The organism is Stenotrophomonas maltophilia group sp. vghtpe118 (assembly GCF_052605195.1).
This window is the reverse complement of the sequence record NZ_CP199672.1, coordinates 3,918,729-3,941,785: the sequence shown is the minus strand read 5'-3', so window position 1 is coordinate 3,941,785 and position 23,057 is coordinate 3,918,729. Positions and strand designations below refer to the sequence as shown.

Below are 23,057 nucleotides of genomic sequence, written 5' to 3'. Positions count from 1 at the left end.
ACCAACCGCGTTACCCCACGGAGTCACAATGTCGATTGTCATCCGCGACGTGCGCGAGCACGAGCTCGATTCCGTCCTGGCTTTGAACAACAATGCTGGCCTGGCCATCCTTCCCCTGGATGCGGCCCGCCTGCGCCTGTTCTATGAAACCGCTGAGTACTTCCGCGTCGCCGAGCGCGACGGCAACCTGGCCGGCTTCCTGATCGGCTTTGGCAGCGACAGCCAGCACGACAGCAGCAATTTCGCCTGGTTCAAGCAGCAGCTGGACGCCCCGTTCTTCTATATCGACCGCATCGTGGTCGCCAGCCGCCGTCGTGGCGGCGGCGTCGGCCGTGCGTTCTATGCCGACGCGCAGAGCTTCGCCGAGCTGCGCTACCCGCAGATGACCTGCGAAGTCTTCCTCGACCATGGCGCCGATGCCGCCCTGCTCTTCCACGGCAGCTTCGGCTTCCGCGAGCTGGGCCAGAACACGATGCCGCAGGTCGATGTGCGCGCCAGCATGCTGGCCAAGGAACTGTGCAGCTACCCCTGGGTCAAGGAGACCTACGGCGGCAAGCTGCCGGATGTGGCATGGACACGCGCACGGCAGCTGCCGGCGCAGGCACAGCGGCCGACGGGGACCTGAGCGTGGCGGTGAATTTCGATTACGAACAGGCCGGTGAACTGAAGATCGGCCAGGTGGGCATCGCCAACCTGCGCATCCGTACCCTTGATGTCGAACGCCTCGTGCAGGAAATGCGCGAGCGCGTGACCCGCGCCCCGAAGCTGTTCGGCCGCGCCGCGGTGATCCTCGACTTCGGCGGCCTGAGCCAGGTGCCGGATGTGGCCACCGCGCAGGCGCTGGTCGACGGCCTGCGCAGCGCCGGCGTGCTGCCGGTGGCGCTGGCCTATGGCACCAGCGCGATCGACCTGCTCTCGCAGCAGCTCGGCCTGCCGCTGCTGGCCAAGTTCCGCGCGCAGTACGAGCGTGCCGAGGCCGAACCGGCCCCGCCGCCGCCTGCACCGGAGCCGCGCCGCGCAGCCCGTGCCGAACCGAAGCCGGCCCCGGCAACGCCGGTGGCCAAGGTGGCCGACGCGGCTGCACCGAAGCCGGGCCGCATGCAGCTGGGCAACGTGCGTTCGGGCCAGCAGCTGTACGCGGAAAACTGCGACCTGACCGTGATGGCCACCGTCGGCGCCGGCGCCGAGGTCATCGCCGATGGCAGCATCCACATCTACGGCACCCTGCGCGGCCGCGCGCTGGCAGGAGCCCAGGGCAACACCGCGGCACGCATTTTCTGCCGTGATTTCCATGCGGAACTGGTCGCCATTGCCGGCCATTACAAGGTACTGGACGATGTCCCGGACAACCTGCGCGGCAAGGCCGTGCAGGTCTGGCTGGAACAGGACCAGATCAAGATCGCTGCGCTGGACTGACGCAGCCCCCAAACAGAATCATCAGGAGAAGTCCTTTGGCTGAAATCATCGTAGTCACCTCCGGCAAGGGCGGCGTCGGCAAGACCACTTCCAGCGCGAGCCTGGCCTGCGGCCTGGCGCGGCGCGGCAAGAAGGTGGCGGTGATCGACTTCGACGTCGGCCTGCGCAACCTCGACCTGATCATGGGCTGCGAACGCCGCGTGGTGTATGACTTCGTCAACGTCGTGCACGGCGAAGCCACCCTCAAGCAGGCCCTGATCAAGGACAAGCGCTTTGACAACCTGTACGTGCTGGCCGCCTCGCAGACCCGCGACAAGGACGCACTGACCCAGGAAGGCGTGGGCAAGGTCCTGAAGGACCTGGCCGCCGACGGCTTCGAGTACATCATCTGCGACTCCCCGGCCGGCATCGAGAAGGGCGCCTTCCTGGCGATGTATTTCGCCGACCGCGCGGTGGTGGTGGTGAACCCGGAAGTGTCGTCGGTGCGCGACTCCGACCGCATCATCGGCCTGCTCGACTCGAAGACCCACAAGGCCGAGTCCGGCCAGGACGTGCCGGCCTTCCTGCTGCTGACCCGCTACACCCCGGTGCGCGTGGAAAGCGGCGAGATGCTGAGCATCGCCGACGTCGAGGAAGTGCTCGGCCTGAAGGCGATCGGCGTGATTCCGGAGTCGGGCGACGTGCTCAACGCCTCCAACAAGGGCGAGCCGGTCATCCTGGATGTCGAATCCGCTGCCGGCCAGGCCTATGAAGACGCCGTCGCGCGCATCCTCGGCGAAGAACGCCCGATGCGCTTCACCAACGTCGAGAAGAAGGGCTTCTTCAGCAAGCTGTTCGGAGGGTAAGCATGGGCCTGTTTGATTTCCTCAAAGCGAAGAAGACCACCGCCGAAACCGCCAAGAACCGCCTGCAGATCATCATCGCGCAGGAACGCAGCCACCGCGGTGGCCCGGACTACCTGCCGCTGCTGCAGCGCGAGCTGCTGGAAGTGATCAAGAAGTACGTGAACATCGACGTCGATGCGGTGAAGGTCGACCTGGTGAAGGATGGCCAGCACGACGTGCTGGACATTTCCGTGGCGCTGCCCGAAGGCCCGGACAAACCCTGATCCCCTGCCCCGCCCGTGCCTGCATGGGCGGGGCTGCCTGACCCGCATGACCGATACGACAACCGCCGTGGACATCACCTGCGTGGGCGACATCGCCTTCGCCGACGCGCAGCGCCTGCTCGCCGCGCATGGCCTTCGGCTGCACCACGTGGCGCCCGGCGAACCGATTCCCGGCAGTTACTGGGGCGAGCCAGAGGCCGGCATCATCGCCAGCAACGTGTACGTGCGCGATGACACGCCCGTGCACTCGATGCTGCATGAGGCCTGCCACCTGATCGTACTGCCACCGGAGCGGCGTGCGCAGGTGCATACCGATGCCACCGACTCGGTGGCCGAGGAAGACGCGACCTGCTACCTGCAGATCGTGCTGGCCGGGCAGCTGCCCGGTGTCGGCAGCCAGCGGCTGATGGCCGACATGGATGCCTGGGGATACACGTATCGGCTGGGATCTACGAAAGCGTGGTTTGAACAGGACGCCGAAGACGCGAAGGCGTGGTTGATCGAACGCGGATTGCCGGTGGCGTAAAGCCGCGGGCGCGGTTGACCACGGGCGCGTGGCGACGCGCCGGACCTTGCGGCGCCCCTCTTTTCACTCGGCGCGGTTTGAACAGGACGCCGAAGACGCGAAGGCGTGGTTGATCGAACGCGGATTGCCGGTAGCGTGATGCATCGGTAGTGCCGGCCGCTGGCCGGCAACCAGGTGATGCTTCACGGGTTCATGAGGTTGCCGGCCAGCGGCCGGCACTACCCCATCAGCCCTGTCCGGCCAGCGTCCGCAAGGTAATGCCGACGATGTAGGCCAGGTACGTGCCGGTGGCATAACCCATCGTTCCCAGCAGCACGCCGACCGGCGCCAGGGCCGGATGGAACGCCGCGGCCACCACCGGCGCCGAGGCTGGGCCACCGATGTTCGACTGCGAACCGATGGCGAAATAGAAGAACGGCACCTTCAGCAGCTTGCCCAGGCACCACAGCAGCACGATGTGCACGCTGATCCAGATGATGCCCAGCAGGAACAGCCACGGGCGATCCAGCAGCGCCAGCAGATCCATCTGCATGCCGATGCAGGCGATCAGGAAGTACAGCAGCAGCGAGCCCAGGCGCGATGCGCCCGCACCTTCCAGGTTGCGCGCGCGGGTGAAACTGAGGCTGAGGCCGAGCGTGGTCGACAGCACCACCACCCACACGAACGGCGCGTCCAGGCTGAACTGCGCAGCCCAGCTGACATTCGCCTTGAACCACGCCGCCAGCGGTGCGCCAATGGCGTGAGCCAGGCCGACACCGCCGAAGGCCACCGCCACGATCAGCATCAGGTCGGTGAGGCTGGGAATGCGCTCGTGTTCGGCCTGGAAGCGCGCGATGCGCTCCTTCAGCTCATCGATGGCCGAGGTATCGGCGCCACTGCGCGCGTCGATCTTCGCCGCGCGCCCGGCCAGGAAGATCAGCGCGGCCATCCATACGTAGCCGACCCCCACGTCGACCACCGCGAACTGTCCGAAGGTGGTCGCATTGACGTCGAACACTTCACGCATCGCCAGCATGTTGGCGCCGCCACCGATCCAGCTGCCCGCCAGCGCGGCCATGCCGGCCCAGGTGTCGCCGGCCACGGTTTCCGGATGCACGGCACGCATCAGCAGGAACGCCACCACCGCACCGAGCATGATGCTGGCCGAGGCCCCAAGGTACATCAGCACCAGCTTCGGGCCGAGCCGCAGGATGCCCTTGATGTCGACCGCAAGGGTCAGCAGGATCAGCGCCGCCGGCAGCAGGATGTCGCGCGCGATCGGGTTGTAGAGCCGGGTGTTCTGCCCGTCGATCAGGCCCACAGTGTTGTAGATGCCGGGAATCAGGTAACACAGCAGCAGTGCCGGCACGAAGGTGTAGACGCGCTTCCACAGGCCCTGCTCCCGCGAGGCGGTCCAGAACACGGCGCCAAGGGTGGCGGCGATCAAACCGAAGACGACGATGTCGTTCTGGATCAGGGCAGTCGAAGGCATGCAGGCGCTCTGGTAGAGCCGGCCGCTGGCCGGCTGCTGTTGGCGGCAGATCAGGAAGGCGTGCCGACCAACGGTCGGCACCCACCGGTAACGCAGATGGTGAAACAAATGCGCCGCCCCTAAGGGCGGCGCTGCAATCATCAATTGCCGATGTGCTGCTTCAGCCAGGCATTGACGGTGTCATGCCACAGGATGCTGTTGTTCGGCTTCAGCACCCAGTGGTTTTCATCCGGGAAGTACAGGAACTTCGATTCGATGCCCTGGCGCTGGGCGGCGGTGAATGCGGCCAGCCCCTGCTCGACCGGAATGCGGAAGTCCTGCTGGCCGTGGATGACCAGGATCGGCTTCTTCCAGTCCGCCACGTGGTTGACCGGGTTGAACTTCTCGTAGTTGGCGGCTTTCTGGTACGGCGTGCCGCCCTGTTCCCACTCGGTGAACCACAGTTCTTCGGTGGCGTAGCCCATCATGCGCTGGTCGAACACGCCGTCGTGGTTGACCAGGCACTTGAACGGGCCGTTCCAGTTGCCGGCGATCCAGTTGACCATGAAGCCGCCGTAGCTGGCGCCCAGCGCGCAGGCCTTGTCACCGTTGAGGAAGGCGTACTTCTTCAGCGCCGCATCCCAGCCCTTCTGCAGGTCTTCCAGCGGGCGGTCGCCCCAGTGCTGGCTGATCGCATCGGTGAATGCCTGGCCATAGCCGGTGGAGCCGTGGAAGTCGATCATCACCACCGCGTAGCCCTGGCCCGCGTAGGTCTGCGGGTTCCAGCGGTAGCTCCAGCCATTGCCGAAGCTGCCCTGCGGGCCGCCGTGGATCAGGAACGCCACCGGGTAGGACTTGCCTTCCTGGTAGTTGTGCGGCTTGACCACGTAGCCGTGCACGGTGTCGTTGTTCCAGCCCTTGAACTCGAACTGCTCGTAGTCGCCGAAGGACACGTCCTTCAGCACCTCGCCTGCGGCCGGGGTCAGCGCGCGCAGTTCGCCGATGGCTTCGCCCGTGGCCGGCAGCAGGCCGACCAGCACCTGGTCGTTGCTCTTCAGGCTGTTGCGGGTGATCGCCACGCTGTTGCCGGCCACGTCGACCGCGGTCACGCTGCCGTCGCCGATCAGCTTGGTGGCCTTGCCGCTGGCCACGTCGATCTGGAACAGCGGGTGTTCGCCGAGATCATCGGCAGTGGTGTAGATGCTGGCGCCGTCGGCGGACAGGGTGATGCCACCGGCCGAACGATCCCACTGCGGGGCAATCTCGCGGGTCTTGCCGCTGGCAACGTCCATCGCCATCAGGCCGAAGCGGTCGGCCTCGAAGCCCGGGCGCTTCATCGCGCGGTAGAACAGCGTCTTGCCGTCGGCACTGAACACCGGGCCGGCATCCCAGGCCGGGTTGGAGGCCGTCAGGTTGACCGGCGCCTGCTTGCCGGCGGCGTCGAAGCGGTACAGGTCGAAGTTGGTCGACCACGGCTCCTGCTTGCCGGCCACGCGGATGCTGGCCACCACGCTGGCGCCGTCCGGCGACCAAACGAAGTCGTCATTGCCGCCGAACGGCTTGGACGGCGCATCACCATCGATGGTCGCGCTCAGCGCCGAAGCGCCCTTGACCACACCGGCCTTGGCTGCCGGCAGCGGAGCGACGAACAGGGTGTTGCGGCGACCGTCGTTCCAGGTGTCCCAATGGCGCACGAACAGCGAATCCCACACCTGGCCGCTGGCCTTGGCGTCCTTCTTTTCCTTCAGCTTCTTCTCGGTGCAGGCCAGGTCCGAGGCGCACGCCTGGAACACGCCGGCGCTGAACAACACGCGGTCGTCCTGCGGCGACACACGGTAGCTGTCCACGTCGACGGGGAAGTCGGTCAGCTGGCGCGGGGTGCCGCCGCTGATCGGCTGCGCGTACAGCTGCTGGCTGCCGTTCCTGGCACTGAGGAAATACACGGTCTGGCCATCGGCCGACAGCGAAGCGGAATTGACGTTCCAGCCGGCCGGGGTGATCTGCTTCGGCGGCGCTGCGTCGCGGGTGCGCAGGTTGCGCGCGAACAGCGCCGTCGAGGCCTTCAGGTTGGCGTCCACGCTGCGCTTGGCGAACACCACGGTGCCGCCGTCAGCGGTCAGTACCGGCGCGGAGACGCGGTCCATGGCCACCATGTCGCGGACTTCCAGGCCGCGGGCAGCGGCGACGCTGGGCAGGGCGGCCAGCAGGCTCAGTGGCAGCAGGGCATGACGCAGTTTCATCGGGGTCTCCGCAGGACGGCAAAAAACCGATGGTAGGCCCCCATGGCCGGGGCTGCCAAGGCCATCGGTCATGGCTGCAGGCGGGCAATCGCCAGAAACAGCAAACCCCGCCGAAGCGGGGTTTTGCGGTAGTGCCGGCCGCTGGCCGGCAACACCAAGGCCCTTGGAGGTTCCGTGGTTGCCGGCCAGCGGCCGGCACTACCCGTTGAACCCAGGGTCAGAGCCCGCCCCTTACGCCTTGGCGTACTTGCCGGTGCGGTAGATCAGCCAGCCGACCAGGAACAGCACGGCCAGGCCGATCCATTGTGCGCCCGGCAGGTGGAACGGCACCGCCAGCACGTCGGCACGGCTGCTGATCACGATCGGAATCGCGATGGCGATGCCCATCAGTGCCTCACCGGTGATCAGGCCGGCGGCAAACAGCACGCCCGGCTTGTGCACGCGGTCGCGGCCTTCTTCGTCATCGGCGCGCACCTTGTGGAAGCGCTCGACCAGATGGGCGATCAGGCCGCCGAGGAAGATCGGCACCATCAGTTCCAGCGGCAGGTAGATGCCGATGGCGGCGGCCAGCACCGGCACGCGGAAGCGCGCGTTGCGTGACTTCAGCCAGCTGTCGAAAGCGATGATGGCAGCACCGACCACAGCACCGATGCCGATGAAGGTCCACGGCAGTTCACCACCGAACAGGCCCTTGGCCACCGAGGCCATCAGGTTGGCCTGCGGCGCAGCCAGCGCGTTCGGGTGCAGCTCGGACTTCACGCCGATGCCGTAGGCAGTGGCCAGCAGGTTCAGTACCGGGGCCATGATCAGCGCGCACGAGAACGCACCGATGCCCAGCATCAGCTGCTGCTTCCACGGGGTGGCACCGACGATGTAACCGGCCTTGAGGTCCTGCAGGTTGTCACCACCGACCGCAGCGGCGCAGCACACCACCGCACCGATCATGATCGCAGCCACCGCACCCAGCGGTGCACCGCCGGCACCGACCGGCTTGAGGCCGTCAGCGCCCAGCAGCACGACCAGCACGGCCGAGGCGAACAGGATGGTCGAGATGGTGATGCCCGAGACCGGGTTGTTGGACGAACCGATCAGGCCGGCCAGGTAGGCCGAGACCGAAACAAACAGGAAGCCGGCGACGATCATGATGAGGGTCATCGGGATCGACACGTGCCACTGGCCGACGATGGCCTGATACAGGGCCAGCAGCGGCAGCACGAACGCCACCAGGGCGACCAGCATCCACTTCATCGGCAGGTCGCGCTCAGTGTGCGCCAGCACCGGGCCGCCACTCTTGCGGGCCGCGGCGAAGCCGCTCTTGACGCCGTTGAGCAGCGACTTGCGCAGCGAGATCAGGGTCCAGATGCCACCGATCAGCATCGCACCAACGCCCAGGTAGCGCATCTTCGCGCCCCAGATGGCGAACGCGGCCTCGGTGGAGGAAGCCGCGGCAACCGACGCGGCCAATGCCGGATCGGTGTTCATGAAGAACGCCTGGTAGATCGGAATGGCGATGTGCCAGGTCAGGATCGAGCCGGACACCACCACGATGCCGACGTTGAGGCCGACGATGTAGCCCACGCCCAGCAGCGCAGGCGACAGGTTGGTGCCGATGAAGGCGGTGACCTTGGAGCTGCCGACATAGGCCGAGGTGGCCCAGGCGTCCGGGATCAGGCGCATGCCGCTTTCCGCGGCCAGCTTGACGAAGGCGCCGATCACCGCCGACAGGCCCAGGATCTTCAGGCCCGGACCCGGGTTCTCACCGGCCTTGAGCACTTCCGCCGCCGCCTTGCCTTCCGGGAACGGCAGCGGGTCTTCAACGATCATCGAACGGCGCAGCGGCACCGAGAACAGCACGCCCAGCAGGCCGCCCAGGCCGGCGATGCCCAGCACCCACCAGTACTTGAAGTCCGGCCAGTAGCCCATGATCACCAGCGCCGGGATGGTGAAGATCACACCGGCGGCGATCGATGAACCGGCCGAGGCACCGGTCTGCACGATGTTGTTTTCAAGGATGGAGCCACCGCCCAGCAGGCGCAGCACGCCCATGGAAATCACCGCGGCGGGAATGGCGGTGGCGATGGTCAGGCCTGCGAACAGGCCGAGGTAGGCGTTGGCGGCCGACAGCACCACCGCCAGCACGATGGCCAGGGCCACTGCGCGGAAGGTGAGCTGCTTGGGCGCAGCGTCGTGGTTCATGGAAGCCCCTGCTGGCAAAAAATCCCTGTCACGCTAGCGTTCAGGGCAGATCAAGTCCAGCGTGCCAAAGGATGGGGGCGTGCGCTGCAGCGCAACGGGCCAACACGTGGCCCGGCAATCGACCGACCCGGCAAAGTCCGGATGGGCGCGCCGCAAATGATATGTTATATCTTAATGCTACCTTGTTCTTACTGCATCGCATGCCCCCTTCCCCCTCCCCTCGCCTGGCCTCCATTGACCAGCTGCGCGGCACCGTGATGCTGCTGATGCTGCTGGACCACGTGCGCGAGACCTTCTTCCTGCAGCACCAGGTGAGCGACCCGATGGATGCAGCGACAGTCTCTCCTGCGCTGTTCGCCTGCCGCCTGCTGGCCCACCTGTGCGCACCCGTGTTCGTCCTCTTGACCGGCCTGTCGGCCTGGCTGTACGGCCAGCGCCAGGCGGATCCGCGCCGGGCCACGGCCGCGTTCCTGCTCAAGCGCGGCCTGTTCCTGGTGGTGCTGGAACTGACCCTGGTGAACTTCGCCTGGACCTTCCAGCTGCCGCCGGACACGCTGTACCTGCAGGTGATCTGGGCCATCGGGCTGAGCATGATCGCGCTGGCCGGCCTGCTGTGGCTGCCACGCCAGGCGCTGCTGATGCTGGCAATCGCGGTGGTGGCCGCGCACAACCTGTTCGACGGCATGCGGGTGCAAGGCGATGGCCTGCTGGCGGTGCTGTGGAAAGTGCTGCATCAGCGCGGCTGGATCGAGGCTGGCGCGCTGCGCCTGCGTACCTCCTATCCGGTGCTGCCGTGGATCGGGGTGATCGCACTGGGTTATCTGATGGGGCCCTGGTTCGCCCGCGAGCGCGCGCCGGAGCAGCGCCAGCGCTGGCTGCTGTGGACAGGCTTCGGCGCGCTGGCCCTGTTCGCATTGCTGCGGTTCGCCAACCAGTATGGGGATGCTCCCTGGTCGTACCAGACCACTACGCTGCGCACGTGGTTGAGCATCTTCAATGTCACCAAATACCCGCCGTCCTTGCAGTTCCTGCTGCTGACCCTGGGGGTGGGAATGTTGCTGCTGCGGCTGTACGAATGGCCGCCGCTGGCGCGGGCACTGCAGCCGCTGGCCGATATCGGCGCTGCGCCGATGTTCTTCTACCTGCTACACCTGTATGTGCTGAAGGGACTGTACCTGGGCGCGCTGGCAATCTGGGGCCCGACACACGGTGACCTGTACGCGCTGGATTCGGTCGCCGGCCTGCTGCTGGTGGCCTGTGTGCTGGCGGTGGTGCTGTACCCACCGACGCAGGCCTTCGCGCGGTTCAAGGCGCGAAGGCGCGATCTGCCGTGGTTGCGATACCTGTGATCGCCCAGGCCAGTCCGCCAATCCATGGCGTGGATCTACTGAAAGCGGATCAGGCCACAGGCCTATAATTCCGCGATGAATTCCACCGCTATCGCTTCCGACGATTTCCTGGGCCATCCCAAGGGCGTCTACGTCTGCTTCTTCACTGAAATGTGGGAGCGCTTCTCCTTCTACGGCATGAAGGCGCTGCTGCTGCTGTACCTGACCAAGTACCACCTGTTCGGCGACAGGGCCGGCCTGGACCTGCTCGGTGCCTATGGCGGCCTGGTGTACTGCATCCCGGTGTTCGGTGGCATGCTGGCCGACCGCTGGCTGGGCATGCGCCGGGCAGTGCTGTTCGGCGGCATCCTGCTGGTGCTCGGCCACCTCGGCATGGCCTTCGAGGGCCACGCCGCGTACCGGGTGAACGGCGAAGTGGTGCGCGACACCTCCGCACTGGCGGTGACCTACCTGTCCCTGGCGCTGATCATCATGGGCGTCGGCTTCCTCAAGCCGAACATCTCCACCATCGTCGGCAAGCTGTACGCCAAGGACGACCCCCGTCGCGACTCGGGCTTCTCGCTGTTCTACGCCGGCATCAACCTCGGCGCGCTGTTCTCTTCGCTGGTGTGTGGCTTCCTCGGTGAGGCCTATGGCTGGAAGTATGGTTTCGGTGCTGCCGGCATCGGCATGCTGGCCGGCCTGGCGATGTTCCTGTGGGGCCAGAAGTACCTGCAGGGCCATGCCGAACCGCCGCAACCGGCCGCGCTGAAGCAGAAGGTGCTGGGACTGCCGCGCGAATGGCTCATCTATCTGTGCGCGGTGCTGGGTGTGCTGCCGGTGGCGTGGCTGATGTGGGCTGCCGGCAACGGCGCGTTCGCGCTGGGCGGTGAAATCAGCCTGGCGCTGATGCTGATGCTGGTGGTGCTGGGCGGCGTGCTGGTCTGGTTCGCCTGGTTCACCGGCAGCAAGTGCACGCCGGTGCAGCGCCAGCAGATGATCGCGCTGATGGTTCTGATCTTCCTGGCGCTGGTGTTCTTCACCATGTACGAGCAGTCCTACGGCTCGTGGGTGACCTTCACCGACCGCCTGTTGACCAAGGACATCGTGCCCTCGCTGGTGATCACCGGCGGCACGCCGCTGCCGTGGTCGATCCTCTCGCTGCTGCTGGCACCGCTGGGCTTCGTGATCAGCGCGCGGCTGTCCGAGCGCCGCCCGGGCTCGTCTGCACCGCGCACGTTCTTCGCCGCCATCGTCGTGCTGATGCTGGTGCTGCTGGTGCGCGACTGCCTGGTGATCCCGCAGACCGCCGGCTCGCTCACCTATCTCGGCGGCCTGTTCCTGGTGCTGCTGGCGCCCGTCTTCGCCGCGATGTGGACGTGGATGGACCGCCGCGGCTGGGAGCCGGGCAAGCCGGTGAAGTCGGCCTGGGGCCTGGTGATCGGCGCACTGTCGTTCGTGCCGCTGGCACTGGCGGCGCAGCAGGTGGGCGCCACGGGCGAGATGGCCAGCGTGTGGTGGCTGGTGCTGGCCTACTTCCTGCTCGCCAGCGGCGAGATGTGCCTGTCGCCGGTCGGCCTGTCGGCAGTGACCCAGCTGGCCGTGCCGCGGGTGATGAGCCTGATGATGGGCACCTGGTTCCTGGCCACCGCATTCTCGGAGACGCTGGCCGCGCTGTTCGGCAAGCTGGCCGCGATCGAGGTGCCGGAAGGCGAATCGCTGGACATGGTGGCCGCAGCCGGCGCCTACGCGCACCTGTTCTGGCTGCTGATGTGGATCGGCCTGGGTTGCGCACTGGCGGCCTTCATCGCCGCACCGCTGCTGAAGAAGATGATGCACGGGGTGAAGTAAACCCCGCGCTTGCGGAAAACCAGGGCGGCGGAACGTTCATCCGCCGCCCTGTCAGCTCAGGGCGCCTTGTCCTTGCCGGTCGCAGGCGCGGCCGTCGCGGTCTTGCCACCCAGGCTGCGCGCCAGGAAGGCCAGCAACTTGTCGTAGTACTCGCTGCGATGGGCCTCGGTGTAGAAGCCGTGGCCTTCGGTCTTGTAGTACAGGCTTTCCACCGGCGTGCCGGCGCGCTTGAGCGCCGCTTCCATGCGTTCGGTGTGCTGGATCGGCGCGCGCTTGTCCTCGCCACCGGCGGCCAGGAACACCGGCACCTTGATCCGTTCGGCCAGGTTCACCGGCGACACCGCACCCAGCTTGGCCGGATCCCCCAGCCATTCGCGCAGATAGGTCACGCCTGAACCCCGGTCCTGGATGTCGCCGCGGGTGTACATCATCGGCAGGTCGTAAACCCCGACATAGCCCGCCGCGCACTGATACAACCCGGGTTCGCGGGCGGCACCCATCATCGCCGAGTAGGCCCCGTAGCTGGCGCCGTAGATACAGATGCGACGGCCGTCGGCGATGCCTTCGCTGATTGCCCAGCGGGTGGCATCAGTGACATCGTCCTGCATTGCCGCGCCCCACTGCTGCGCACCGGCCTGGGTGTGGGCCCGGCCGTAGTTGCCCGAACCACGGAAGTTGACCTGCAGCACGGCATAACCGGCCGCGGCCAGCATCTGCGTTTCGCGGTCGTACTGGCCGGAATCGAAGATGTCGAACGGGCCGCCATGCGGCATCACCACCATCGGCAGGTTGCGCCCGTCGCTGCCGGCCGGCAGGGTCAGGAAGCCATGCAGCGGCAGGCCATCGCGGGCCTTCAGTGCAATCGGCTTCACGCTGGCACTACGGTCAACGTCGATCCAGTCGCTGCGGCTGATCAGGTGATCAGCCTTGCGCGCCACCGTGTCGTACACGTAGAAATCGCCCGGGTTCGAGCCCGACCAGGTTTCCACCAGCACGACACGGCCATCGCGGGTGCTGGAGGTGATGTAGACGGGCCCTCCGAAGGCGGCTTCCAGGCTGCGGTACAGGCGCGCCTCCGGCGACTTCTCGTCGAAGAACCGGGTACGCGGCGTATCGCCCAGATACAGCGCGCCCACCGGCACGTGGGTGCCGGGCCGATGGATGATGCGATACGGATTGACCACCTCGTCGCGCAGCAGCGTGGCACGCTCGCCGGTCTGCGGGTTCCAGCTGACGATCGCATCCGGGCCCTGGGCCTGCTCGACGTTGAGGTAGGCCAGGCTGTCATCGGCCGAGAAGCCGAGGGCGGTTTCGATGCGCTTGCTGACCGCCTCGTCGTTGATCAGCTTCCAGGTGTCGCCGCTGCGTTCGCGGAAATACAGCTTGTTGATGTTGTCGCTGCCCGAGCCGTGCACGAAGCGGACCTCGCCGGCGCCATCGGTGGTGAATTCGCCGCGCCGTACCGGCGAAGATGCCACCCGCGCACGGCGGCCGGTGGTCACATCCATGCGATCGACGCGGGTGAACGGGTCCTCGGCCAGCGGCCATACGGTCACCAGCACGTTGCGCTCGTCGCCCGGCAGGTCGTCGGCCAGGAAGGCGGCCACTGCTTCGACTTTCTTCGGCTGGATGCGGGTCCCCGGGCCCTTGCTTTCGACGCGATAGCCGACCAGCAGCTCGCCACGGTTGCCGTTGGCGTCGACGGCATAGAGTTCGCCGGTGGGATTGGGTTGGTCGAGCGAGCCCCACTTCTGGGCCAGGCCGATCAACAGGCGTTCGTTGCTGACCCAGTCGAATTCCTGCGCGTGGTTGCGGCTGGGTGGCCAGAAACTGCCGACCAGCTGCTTGTCCTTCAACCGCAGGATCGCGATCGCGGTGCTGTCTTCCCTCGGCACCGTTGCCGCTACGTACTCGCCCCCCGGCGAAATCTTGATGTCGGTGAAGGTCTCCCGGCGCAGGTACTGCGTCAGGTCCACCGCCCCCACGCTGCCTGCGGCAACGCCCCCGATGACGGCCAGTGCGGCCGCCAGAATCGTCTTGTGCATCCTTCCCCTGCTCCTGTGGACACCTTGTCCTGGTGGCCGATTCTAGGCAGGGCCATGCCTTTCCCGCCAGAGCCGGAAAAGACGACGGCACCGTTGCCGGTGCCGTCGTTGCCACTACCTTGGAGAGAGAGTCAGGACGTGGGTTCGGGGGGCGTGCGCCGGGTCAGTGGACCCCGCGCACCGCCAACATGAGGGCCAGGATGCTGAGGATCACGGCGATGGTGCCGTCGAGCACGCGCCAGGTGCTGGGCTTGGTGAACAGCGGCGCCAGCAGGCGTGCGCCGAGGCCCTGCGCGGTCAGCCACAGGCAGCTGGCGGTGACCACGCCGGCGGCGAAGGCCATGCGGGCGTTACCGAAGTTCTCGGCGATCGAGCCGATCACCATCATGTCCAGCCAGAAGTGCGGATTGATCAGCGAGAAGCCGACCGCGGCCATCAGCACCGCGCGGCGGCTGCCGTCGTCGCTGTCAGCCTCGCCCATGCCACCGCCCCCCGCGATTGCACGGCGTGCCGACTTCATCGCATACCAGGCCAGGAAGGCGACGCCGGTCCACAGCACGGCGCTGGTCAGCCACGGCAGCGCCGAGGTGAGCGTGCGCAGGCCGGCCACGCTGGCGAAGATGAAGATGGCATCGATGGCCGCGCAGGTGGCGACCACCGGCACGATGTGCTTGCGCAGGATGCCCTGGCGCAGAATGAAGGCGCTCTGGGCGCCGACCACGGCGAACAGGCCGATGCCGGTGGCTGCACCAGAGAACCAGGCACCGAGGCCGGTGCTGGCGGAGATGACCGAGAACATGGGATTCACTGCCTTGTATTGCTTGGGGGGACGGTGCCTCGCGAAGGCGGACAGCACCGGAACGGGCGCTATTGTCGCGCCGCAACATGAAAAAGACGAGCTAAACTTCCTAAATCAACATTAGCGGAGCTTAATTCGATGCGTATCGATCATGCCCAGCTGCGCGCCCTGGCCGCGGTGATCCGCGAAGGCAGCTTCGACCGCGCCGCGCAGTCGCTGAATGTCACGCCCTCGGCCATCTCGCAGCGGGTCAAGGCACTGGAGGACCGGATCGGCCGCCTGCTGGTCAAGCGCGGCACGCCGGCCACCGCCACCGCCGAGGGGCAGCTGCTGGTGCAGCTGGCCGAGCAGACCGCCCTGCTCGAACACGATGCGCTGCACCGGATGGGCCTGGCCGATGAGGATCTGCCCCAGGCCAGCATCCCGGTGGCGGTGAACCACGACAGCCTGGAAACCTGGTTTCCGCAGGCGGCCCACCAGTTCGCGCAGAGCACCGGCACCACCTTGGACCTGCGTGTGGAAGACCAGGACCACACGGTGGAGCTGCTGCGCCAGGGCACGGTGCTGGGCGCGGTGACCACCCTGGACGAGCCGGTGCAGGGCTGCCAGATCCATGCGCTGGGCAGCATCCGCTATGCAGCGACCTGCACCCCCGAATTCCGCGAACGCCACTTCGCCAAGGGCGTGACCGCGCAGGCGCTGGCGCAGGCCCCGGTGCTGGTGTTCAACCGCAAGGACGAAATGCAGTCGCGCTTCGCCCGGCGCATGGCCGGCGACGACCTGCCCAGCACCGCACCGACCTGGTGGATTCCCTCCACCCGGGCCTTCGTGCAGGCCAACCTCGGCGGACTGGGCTGGACCATGAACCCGCTGCCGCTGGTCAAGCGCCACCTGGACGCAGGCCGCCTGGTCTACGTGCGCCAGCGCGCGTGGGAAGACGTGCCGCTGTACTGGCAACACTGGAAAGGCGACGTGCAGACCATGGCTCTTCTGACCCGCGCGGTGCTGGATGCGTCCTCGGCGCTGATCCGGCGCAAGCGCTGAGCTGCACAGCGACAAGGGCGTGGAGGGATCAAGTCGCTTCCGCCGTGCAGGCCGTATGGCCTGATACGACTTGATCCCCGGCGTCCCCTTTTTCGGCGCGTGACCGGGGTCCGTTCCGGGGCGCCCGGTTGTGCCAGCATCGCAGCACCCGACACGGAGCGCCGCGATGCAGACCGATCCGCTGTTCCTGCACATCCGGGTGGTGATGGGCATCATCCTCGGCCTGTCGATTACCACCGTGCTCAAGGGCCTGGCGCAGATCATCGAGCATCCGCAGCGCCGCGGCTGCTCGGCCCTGCACCTGGGCTGGGTGGCGTGGACGCTGATATCGCTGGTGACCTTCTGGTGGTGGGAGTTCCGCCTCATCGAGGTGCACCGCTGGACGTTTGAAACCTACCTGTTCGTGATCGTGTACTGCGCGACCTGGTTCCTGCTGTGCGCGCTGCTGTTTCCCGACGACCTGCGCGAATACGGCAGCTACGGGAACTATCTCATGCAGCGCCGGCGCTGGATCTTCAGCGTGATTGCTGCACTGACCCTGCTCGACCTGGTCGATACCGCCATCAAGGGCAGCAGCCGCTGGAAGCTGCTGGGAGCCGCGTACCCGTTGCATGCCGTGTTGATGCTGGCGGTGGCGGTGCTCGGCTGGCGACTGCGCAGCCAACGCACACAGCTGCGCCTGGTGCTGGCAACGCTGGCGTACCAGATCGGCTATTTCGCCGTGGAATACTTCACCGTCGGCAGTGACTGACCCGGCTGCCTGCACTCCCGGGAAACGCCTTCGACGCCCCGCGGCCGGGCGGCATCGGCATCCGCAGGGACGGCCGCGTCGCCGGGCATGGCTTGGCGCTATGGTAGAGGACCGCCGACCGGATGCTGCGTTGCATCAAAAACGGACCGGATCCGGTTAGAATCGCACCTGGATGCGGCAAGGCGTTGTTTCTTCACGCCCTTTCCCTGCCCCACGCGCATCCTGACCCCTTCCCCTCCGCCAACGATCCCGCCCCCATGAAGAAATTTGGCAAGGCTCTTCTCGCCCTGCTCGTGCTGCTGTTGCTGGCCGCCGCGCTGTTCCTGTACTGGCCGCTGACCCAGCGCTCGGTGCCCGCCGCCAGCAACGACAAGCCCGTCGATGTGGTGCTGGTCGGCGCCGGCATCATGAGCATTACCCTGGCCACCTACCTGCAGGAACTGCAGCCGGACTGGAACATCCAGGTCTACGAACGCCTCGACGGCGTCGCCGGTGAAAGCTCCGACGGCTGGAACAACGCCGGCACCGGCCATTCGGCGTTCGCCGAACTGAACTACACCCCGGAACTGCCCGATGGCAGCATCGAGACCAAGCGCGCGGTCGGCATCGCCGAATCGTTCGAGGTCTCGCGCCAGTTCTGGTCGCACCAGGTGAAGGAAGGCCGGCTGAGCCAGCCCAGCGACTTCATCAACCCGACGCCGCACATGAGCTTCGTCTGGGGCGATGACAACATCGCCTACCTGCACAAGCGCCAGCAGGCGCTGGTGAAGAACCCGCTGTTCTACGGCATGCAGTACTCGGAAGATCCGGCACAGATCAAGCAGTGGGCGCCGCTGCTGATGGAAGGCCGCGACCCGAAGCAGAAGGTGGCCGCGACCTGGATGCCGCTCGGTACCGACGTCAACTTCGGTGTGATCACCCGCCAGCTGACCGCCGGCCTGCAGCGCAGCCCGAACTTCAGCCTGCACCTGAACCATGAAGTGACCGCGCTGCGACAGAACGCCGACAAGAGCTGGAACGTCACGGTGAAGGATCTCAAGGCTGGCACCGAAACCACCACCCACACCCGCTTCGTGTTCATCGGTGCCGGCGGCGCCGCGCTGAAGCTGCTGCAGATGTCCGGCATTCCGGAGTCGAAGGACTATGCCGGCTTCCCGGTCGGTGGCCAGTTCCTCGCCTTCCAGGGCCAGGACGTGACCTCGCGCCATGGCGTGAAAGCCTACGGCATGGCCGAGACCGGTTCGCCGCCGATGTCGGTGCCGCACCTGGATGCGCGCAAGCTGGACGGCAAACCGGTGGTCCTGTTCGGGCCGTTTGCGCTGTACAGCACCAAGTTCCTCAAGCACGGCTCGTGGTGGGACCTGTATTCCTCGGTGACCCACAACAACGTTGGCCCGATGCTGGAAGTGGGCAAGGACAACCTGGACCTGGTGCAGTACCTGATGGGCCAGGCGCGCCTGAACGATGCCGACCGCCAGGCCGAACTGGTCAAGTACTTCCCCAATGCCAAGCCGGGTGACTGGAAGCTGGTCACCGCCGGCCAGCGCGTGCAGATCATCAAGCGCGATCCGCTGAAGGGCCCGGTGCTGCAGTTCGGTACCGAGATCGTGACCGACAAGGACCACACCATCGCCGCACTGCTCGGCGCGTCGCCGGGCGCGTCGACCTCGCCGCCGATCATGCTGGACCTGATGGCCAAGGCCTTCCCGGACCAGATGAAGGCCGGTTGGGAAACCCGCCTGCGCGAGATCGTGCCGTCGTATGGGCGCAAGCTCAACGACAGCCCGGCGCTGGTGAACGAGATCCGTACGCTGACCAGCCAGACCCTGCACCTGCCGTACCTGGAGGTGCCGGTGGATGCGAACGCGGCGGTGCCGGCTCCGGCCGCTGCGGCTCCGGCTCCGGCGAAGGAAAAGCGCAATGCCAATGAGGAACTGCAGGCGCTGTAAGCCCGCGCGTTCCTTCGATGCAGACGGACGGCCACCTTCGGGTGGCCGTTCTCGTCTGGGCGGGCCACCGCCTGTAGAGCCGAGCCTGCGCTCGGCTGCTCTTCGCGGCTGCCAACAGCCGAGCATGGGCTCGGCTCAACAGGAAGCCTGCTGGATGCCGGAAAGCCTCTACGCAATGACGCGAATTGTAATCTTGTTAAGAATTATTTACATTTGCGTCCTGCGCAGTGATCGCGCCTCTCCAGAAGGACCTGACCGTGCCCGAAGCCGCCGCCCCGGGTGCTGGACGACTGTTGCCGCCCTTCCCCGTTTCCAAGCCTCGAGCCCACCATGCCCCTGCCTGTCCGTAACCGCCTGCCCCGCCGCGCGCTGCTGCCGGCTGCCCTGCTTTCGTCGCTGACCCTGCTGGTCACGCCCGCCGCGTTCGCCGCCACCGATGCCGCCGCCGATGCCAAGACCCTGGACCGGGTCAGCGTCCGGGCCGAGCGGTCCGCTCCGCCGGCCAGTACCACGCGCCTGCCGATCACCCTGCAGGAAACCCCGCAGTCGGCCACCGCGATCAGCCTGCAGCGCCTGCAGGACGAATCACTGTTCAGCATCAACGATGTGATGCGCAACGTGACCGGCGTCAGCGTGTCCTTCTATGACACGCAGCGCCCGCTGTACTACGCGCGTGGCTTCGCCATCACCGACTTCCAGGTCGACGGCATTCCCACCTACAGCGGCTCCACCAACCAGGAATACGACACCGCCTTCTACGACCGCATCGAAGTGATCCGCGGTGCCAACGGCCTGCTCAGCGGCGCCGGCGTGCCGTCGGCCACGGTCAACCTGCTGCGCAAGCGCCCCGGCAAGGAATTCGACGCGTCGTTCGCGGTCAGCGCCGGCAGCTGGGACTACCGCCGCATGGAAGCCGATGTCACCGCGCCGCTGACCGATGACGGCCGTTTCCGCAGCCGCGTGGTCGCCGCCTACACCGATCGTGGCCTGTATTACGACCGTTACGACGAGAACAAGATGGCCGGCATGGCGGTGCTGGAAGGCGATGTCACCGACAGCACCACCCTCACCCTCGGCTACCAGACCCAGGACAACAACCCGACCGGTTCGACCTGGGGCACCGTGCCGTTCTTCGACAGGCAGGGCAATTTCGCCCATCTGCCGCGCTCGACCAACCTGTCGCCGAAGTGGAGCTACTGGAAGCGCGAGAGCAACACCGCCTTCGCCAACCTGGAACAGCGCTTCGGCGACAACTGGCTGCTGAAGATCAACACCGCCTACACCCGCGGCAACGTGCAGAACGTGCGCCTGTACGGCACCGGCAACCCGGACCCGGTGACCGGCTCGGGCATCTTCCTGCGTGCGGCCGCCGGTGATTCGAAAGACACCCGCCGCAATGTCGATGCTTACCTGACCGGCAGCTTCCCGCTGTTCGGCCGCGACCACGACCTCACGGTCGGTGCCCAGTGGTCGGATCTGGAAGGGACCACGAACACCGTGGCGCTGAACTTCCCGAGCGACTGGGCAACGTGTGTCAGCGCCACGGGTGCACGCGAGCGCTGCTACTACATCCCCAACGTCTACAGCTGGAACGGCGATATCTCCGAGGTGACCTACCGCCGCACCGGCGCGCGCCGCGTGGCCAAGACCACGCAGAGTGGCGTCTATCTGGCCACGCGCCTGCACCTGGCCGATCCGCTGTCGCTGATCGCCGGTGCACGCCTGAGCCGGTGGGAAACCCTCACCCGCTCCTACAACGCCGCCGGCGCCTATACCGGCACCAGCGGTGCGTACAAGGTGAGCGATGAAGTCACTCCGTACGTGGGCCTGGTCTACGAGATCACCCCGAACGTGTCGGCCTATGCCAGCTACACCGAGATCTTCAATCCGCAGAACTACAAGGACCGCAACGAGAACCTGCTGGCACCGGTGCAGGGCTCGAACCTGGAAGCGGGCCTCAAGACGCAGTGGTTCGATGGCCGCCTGACCGCAAATGCCGCTGTGTTCGAGGCCAAGCAGGACAACTACGCGGTGCGTGACATGGGCGTGCCGGAGGGTTCGCTCAGCGACGGCAGCTCGGCCTACATCGGCGTCAACGGTACCAAGGCGCGTGGCTGGGAGATGGATATCAACGGCGAAATCCTGCCGGGCTGGACGGTCAATGCCGGCTACACCCACGTCAAGGTCACCCGCGCCGCCACCGACCTGCTGTACGCCAACCCGCCCAAGGACCTGCTGCAGCTCAACACGCAACTGCAGCTGCGCGGTGCGCTGGAACGCCTGAGCATCGGCGGTGGCCTGCAGTGGCAGAGCAAGGTGCAGGGCTACAACATCGCCTACCCGCTGGGCGGCACGGTGACCGTGAACCAGCCGGCGTACATGCTGGTGCAATTCAATGCCAACTACCGCATCAGCGACAGCTGGACTGCAACGCTGAGCGTGCGCAACGCGCTGGACAAGACTTACTGGGCCAACCTGGACTACAACAACTACGGCGAGCCGCGCTTCGTATCGGCCAGCCTGCGCTGGAAGTTCTGAGCCACCTGCGAACCGGTGGGTGCCGACCGTTGGTCGGCACACCCCACACCCCACACCCTGAATGGGCCCGCCTCCGCGCGGGCCCTTCTTTTTGCTGCACTGCAGGTTGTACCCACTTCGTAATTATGCCGTAATTATCTCAACACCCGTCGGAAGCCGGTCAATGAACCCGAGCTGGGATACGTTGGAACGCAGTCGCCAGGCCCGCCTGGAACGTGCCGCGCCGTGGGCCCGGGGACGCGAGGTCGCCAGCAGCGACGTCGGCGAGTTGCTGCACGCAGTGCTGGAGCCAGGCGACAAGGTCTGCCTGGAGGGCAACAACCAGAAGCAGGCCGATTTCCTCGCCCAGGCGCTGGCCGACCTCGACCCCGCCCGCGTGCATGACCTGCACATGGTGCAGTCGGTCCTCTCACTGCCCTCGCACCTGGACGTATTCGAGCGTGGCATCGCCTCGAAACTGGATTTCTCGTTCTCCGGCCCGCAATCGGTGCGACTGGCCAACCTGGTGGCCGAAGGGCGCATCCAGATCGGTGCCATCCACACCTACCTGGAACTGTTCGGCCGCTACTTCATCGACCTTACGCCGCGCGTAGCGCTGGTCGCCGCGCAGGCCGCCGACCGCCACGGCAACCTCTATACCGGGCCGAATACGGAAGACACTCCGGTGATCGTCGAAGCCACCGCCTTCGGTGGCGGCATCGTCATCGCCCAGGTCAACGAGATCGTTGACAGCCTCCCCCGCGTCGATGTTCCTGCGGACTGGGTCAACTTCGTGGTGCAGGCGCCGAAGCCGAACCATATCGAGCCGCTGTTCACCCGCGACCCTGCGCAGATCTCCGAAATCCAGGTACTGATGGCAATGATGGCCATCAAGGGCATCTACGCCGAGTACGGCGTGAATCGTTTGAATCACGGCATCGGCTTCGATACGGCCGCCATCGAACTGCTGCTCCCCACCTACGCCGAATCGCTCGGTCTGAAGGGAAAGATCTGCCAGCACTGGGCGTTGAACCCACACCCGGCACTGATTCCGGCGATCGAATCGGGCTTCGTCAGATCGGTGCATTCGTTCGGTTCGGAACTGGGCATGGAGAAATACATTGCCGCGCGGGGCGATGTGTTTTTCACCGGCGCCGACGGCTCGATGCGTTCCAACCGCGCGTTCTCGCAGACCGCAGGCCTGTATGCCTGCGACATGTTCATCGGTTCCACCCTGCAGATCGACCTGCAGGGCAACAGTTCCACTGCCACCCGCGACCGCATCGCCGGCTTCGGCGGCGCACCGAACATGGGCTCGGACGCGCGCGGCCGCCGCCATGCCAGCGAGGCCTGGATCAAGGCCGGCCAGCAGGCCGCACGCCCGGGCGAGATGCCACGCGGGCGCAAACTGGTGGTGCAGATGGTGGAAACCTTCCGCGAGCACATGGCCCCGGCATTCGTTGACCGCCTCGACGCCTGGGAACTGGCCGAACGCGCGAACATGCCGCTGCCGCCGGTGATGATCTACGGCGACGACGTCAGCCATGTGCTGACCGAGGAAGGCATCGCCAACCTGCTGCTGTGCCGCACCCCCGAGGAGCGCGAACAGGCGATCCGTGGCGTGGCCGGCTATACCGCCGTGGGCATCGGGCGCGACCGCGCGATGGTGGAGAACCTGCGCGACCGCGGCGTGATCCGCCGTCCCGGTGACCTCGGCATCTCCGTGCGCGATGCCAGCCGTGACCTGCTGGCGGCGCGTTCGGTGAAGGACCTGGTGCGCTGGTCCGGCGGTCTGTACGACCCGCCCAAGCGCTTCCGCAACTGGTAAGGGGCTGAG

At 66.4% G+C, this 23,057-nt stretch carries 17 protein-coding genes; 12 read left to right on the top strand and 5 right to left on the bottom strand.

All coding sequences use genetic code 11. The annotated features are described in order from the left end of the window. The first annotated feature begins 28 nt into the window (after nucleotides 1-28). Genes ACUDTM_RS18050 through ACUDTM_RS18030 form a run of 5 tightly spaced genes read left to right on the top strand, consistent with a single transcriptional unit; the run spans nucleotide 29 to nucleotide 3,050 of the window. Nucleotides 29-625 carry a GNAT family N-acetyltransferase gene (locus ACUDTM_RS18050; protein WP_019659316.1) on the top strand — a complete coding sequence of 199 codons (597 nt, stop codon included), beginning with the start codon at nucleotides 29-31 and terminating at the stop codon, nucleotides 623-625. Beyond that, nucleotides 571-1,416: a septum site-determining protein MinC gene (gene minC, locus ACUDTM_RS18045; RefSeq protein WP_049413254.1), complete on the top strand. Its 846-nt coding sequence runs from the start codon at nucleotides 571-573 to the stop codon at nucleotides 1,414-1,416. Before ACUDTM_RS18050 ends, minC begins: the two co-directional genes overlap by 55 nt. Nucleotides 1,417-1,451: 35 nt before the next feature. Further along, nucleotides 1,452-2,261 carry a septum site-determining protein MinD gene (gene minD / locus ACUDTM_RS18040; RefSeq protein WP_072166930.1) on the top strand — a complete coding sequence of 270 codons (810 nt, stop codon included), beginning with the start codon at nucleotides 1,452-1,454 and terminating at the stop codon, nucleotides 2,259-2,261. 2 nt (nucleotides 2,262-2,263) lie between these two features. Then, nucleotides 2,264-2,524: a cell division topological specificity factor MinE gene (minE, locus tag ACUDTM_RS18035; RefSeq protein ID WP_005408532.1), complete on the top strand. Its 261-nt coding sequence runs from the start codon at nucleotides 2,264-2,266 to the stop codon at nucleotides 2,522-2,524. Nucleotides 2,525-2,570: 46 nt separating this feature from the next. Continuing rightward, on the top strand, nucleotides 2,571-3,050 hold the full coding sequence (locus ACUDTM_RS18030) for a hypothetical protein (RefSeq protein WP_072166931.1): 480 nt from the start codon (nucleotides 2,571-2,573) through the stop codon (nucleotides 3,048-3,050). Between the two features lie 226 nt (nucleotides 3,051-3,276). Here ACUDTM_RS18030 and ACUDTM_RS18025 read toward each other — a convergent pair whose 3' ends face one another. The 3 genes from ACUDTM_RS18025 to ACUDTM_RS18015 form a co-directional block, all read right to left on the bottom strand. Further along, the gene (locus ACUDTM_RS18025) at nucleotides 3,277-4,521 is read right to left on the bottom strand and encodes a DUF819 family protein (protein ID WP_088496843.1); all 1,245 of its coding nucleotides are present in this window, start codon (nucleotides 4,519-4,521) and stop codon (nucleotides 3,277-3,279) included. A 140-nt stretch (nucleotides 4,522-4,661) separates the two neighbouring features. Beyond that, complete coding sequence (locus tag ACUDTM_RS18020; protein WP_445391438.1) at nucleotides 4,662-6,740, bottom strand: prolyl oligopeptidase family serine peptidase; 2,079 nt, start codon at nucleotides 6,738-6,740, stop codon at nucleotides 4,662-4,664. Nucleotides 6,741-6,971: 231 nt separating this feature from the next. Beyond that, nucleotides 6,972-8,936, bottom strand: a complete 1,965-nt coding sequence (locus ACUDTM_RS18015; protein WP_072168689.1) for an OPT family oligopeptide transporter — start codon at nucleotides 8,934-8,936, stop codon at nucleotides 6,972-6,974. 200 nt (nucleotides 8,937-9,136) lie between these two features. Here ACUDTM_RS18015 and ACUDTM_RS18010 point away from each other — a divergent pair, with 200 nt between their 5' ends. Further along, nucleotides 9,137-10,285, top strand: a complete 1,149-nt coding sequence (locus tag ACUDTM_RS18010) for a DUF1624 domain-containing protein (protein ID WP_445391437.1) — start codon at nucleotides 9,137-9,139, stop codon at nucleotides 10,283-10,285. A gap of 75 nt (nucleotides 10,286-10,360) precedes the next feature. After that, the gene (locus ACUDTM_RS18005) at nucleotides 10,361-12,115 is read left to right on the top strand and encodes a peptide MFS transporter (RefSeq protein WP_445391436.1); all 1,755 of its coding nucleotides are present in this window, start codon (nucleotides 10,361-10,363) and stop codon (nucleotides 12,113-12,115) included. A gap of 56 nt (nucleotides 12,116-12,171) precedes the next feature. Here the strand turns inward: ACUDTM_RS18005 and ACUDTM_RS18000 are convergent, their stop codons facing one another. Further along, entirely contained in the window at nucleotides 12,172-14,160 is a 1,989-nt protein-coding gene (locus ACUDTM_RS18000; RefSeq protein ID WP_088496413.1) for an alpha/beta hydrolase family protein, read from the bottom strand. 163 nt (nucleotides 14,161-14,323) lie between these two features. Further along, nucleotides 14,324-14,959 carry a LysE/ArgO family amino acid transporter gene (locus ACUDTM_RS17995; RefSeq protein ID WP_072168685.1) on the bottom strand — a complete coding sequence of 212 codons (636 nt, stop codon included), beginning with the start codon at nucleotides 14,957-14,959 and terminating at the stop codon, nucleotides 14,324-14,326. Nucleotides 14,960-15,097: 138 nt separating this feature from the next. Here ACUDTM_RS17995 and ACUDTM_RS17990 point away from each other — a divergent pair, with 138 nt between their 5' ends. The 5 genes from ACUDTM_RS17990 to mdcA all read left to right on the top strand — a co-directional run bounded on the left by ACUDTM_RS17990 (nucleotide 15,098) and on the right by mdcA (nucleotide 23,048). Next, a complete protein-coding gene (locus ACUDTM_RS17990) occupies nucleotides 15,098-16,003 on the top strand; it encodes a LysR family transcriptional regulator ArgP (RefSeq protein ID WP_072168684.1) in 906 nt (301 codons plus the stop codon). 166 nt (nucleotides 16,004-16,169) lie between these two features. Beyond that, a complete protein-coding gene (locus tag ACUDTM_RS17985) occupies nucleotides 16,170-16,754 on the top strand; it encodes a hypothetical protein (protein WP_072168683.1) in 585 nt (194 codons plus the stop codon). Between the two features lie 257 nt (nucleotides 16,755-17,011). Continuing rightward, on the top strand, nucleotides 17,012-18,703 hold the full coding sequence (gene mqo, locus ACUDTM_RS17980; protein WP_072168682.1) for a malate dehydrogenase (quinone): 1,692 nt from the start codon (nucleotides 17,012-17,014) through the stop codon (nucleotides 18,701-18,703). A gap of 330 nt (nucleotides 18,704-19,033) precedes the next feature. Beyond that, nucleotides 19,034-21,241: a TonB-dependent siderophore receptor gene (locus ACUDTM_RS17975; RefSeq protein ID WP_445391435.1), complete on the top strand. Its 2,208-nt coding sequence runs from the start codon at nucleotides 19,034-19,036 to the stop codon at nucleotides 21,239-21,241. A gap of 163 nt (nucleotides 21,242-21,404) precedes the next feature. Continuing rightward, nucleotides 21,405-23,048, top strand: a complete 1,644-nt coding sequence (gene mdcA / locus ACUDTM_RS17970; protein ID WP_065185999.1) for a malonate decarboxylase subunit alpha — start codon at nucleotides 21,405-21,407, stop codon at nucleotides 23,046-23,048. Nucleotides 23,049-23,057: the final 9 nt, after the last annotated feature.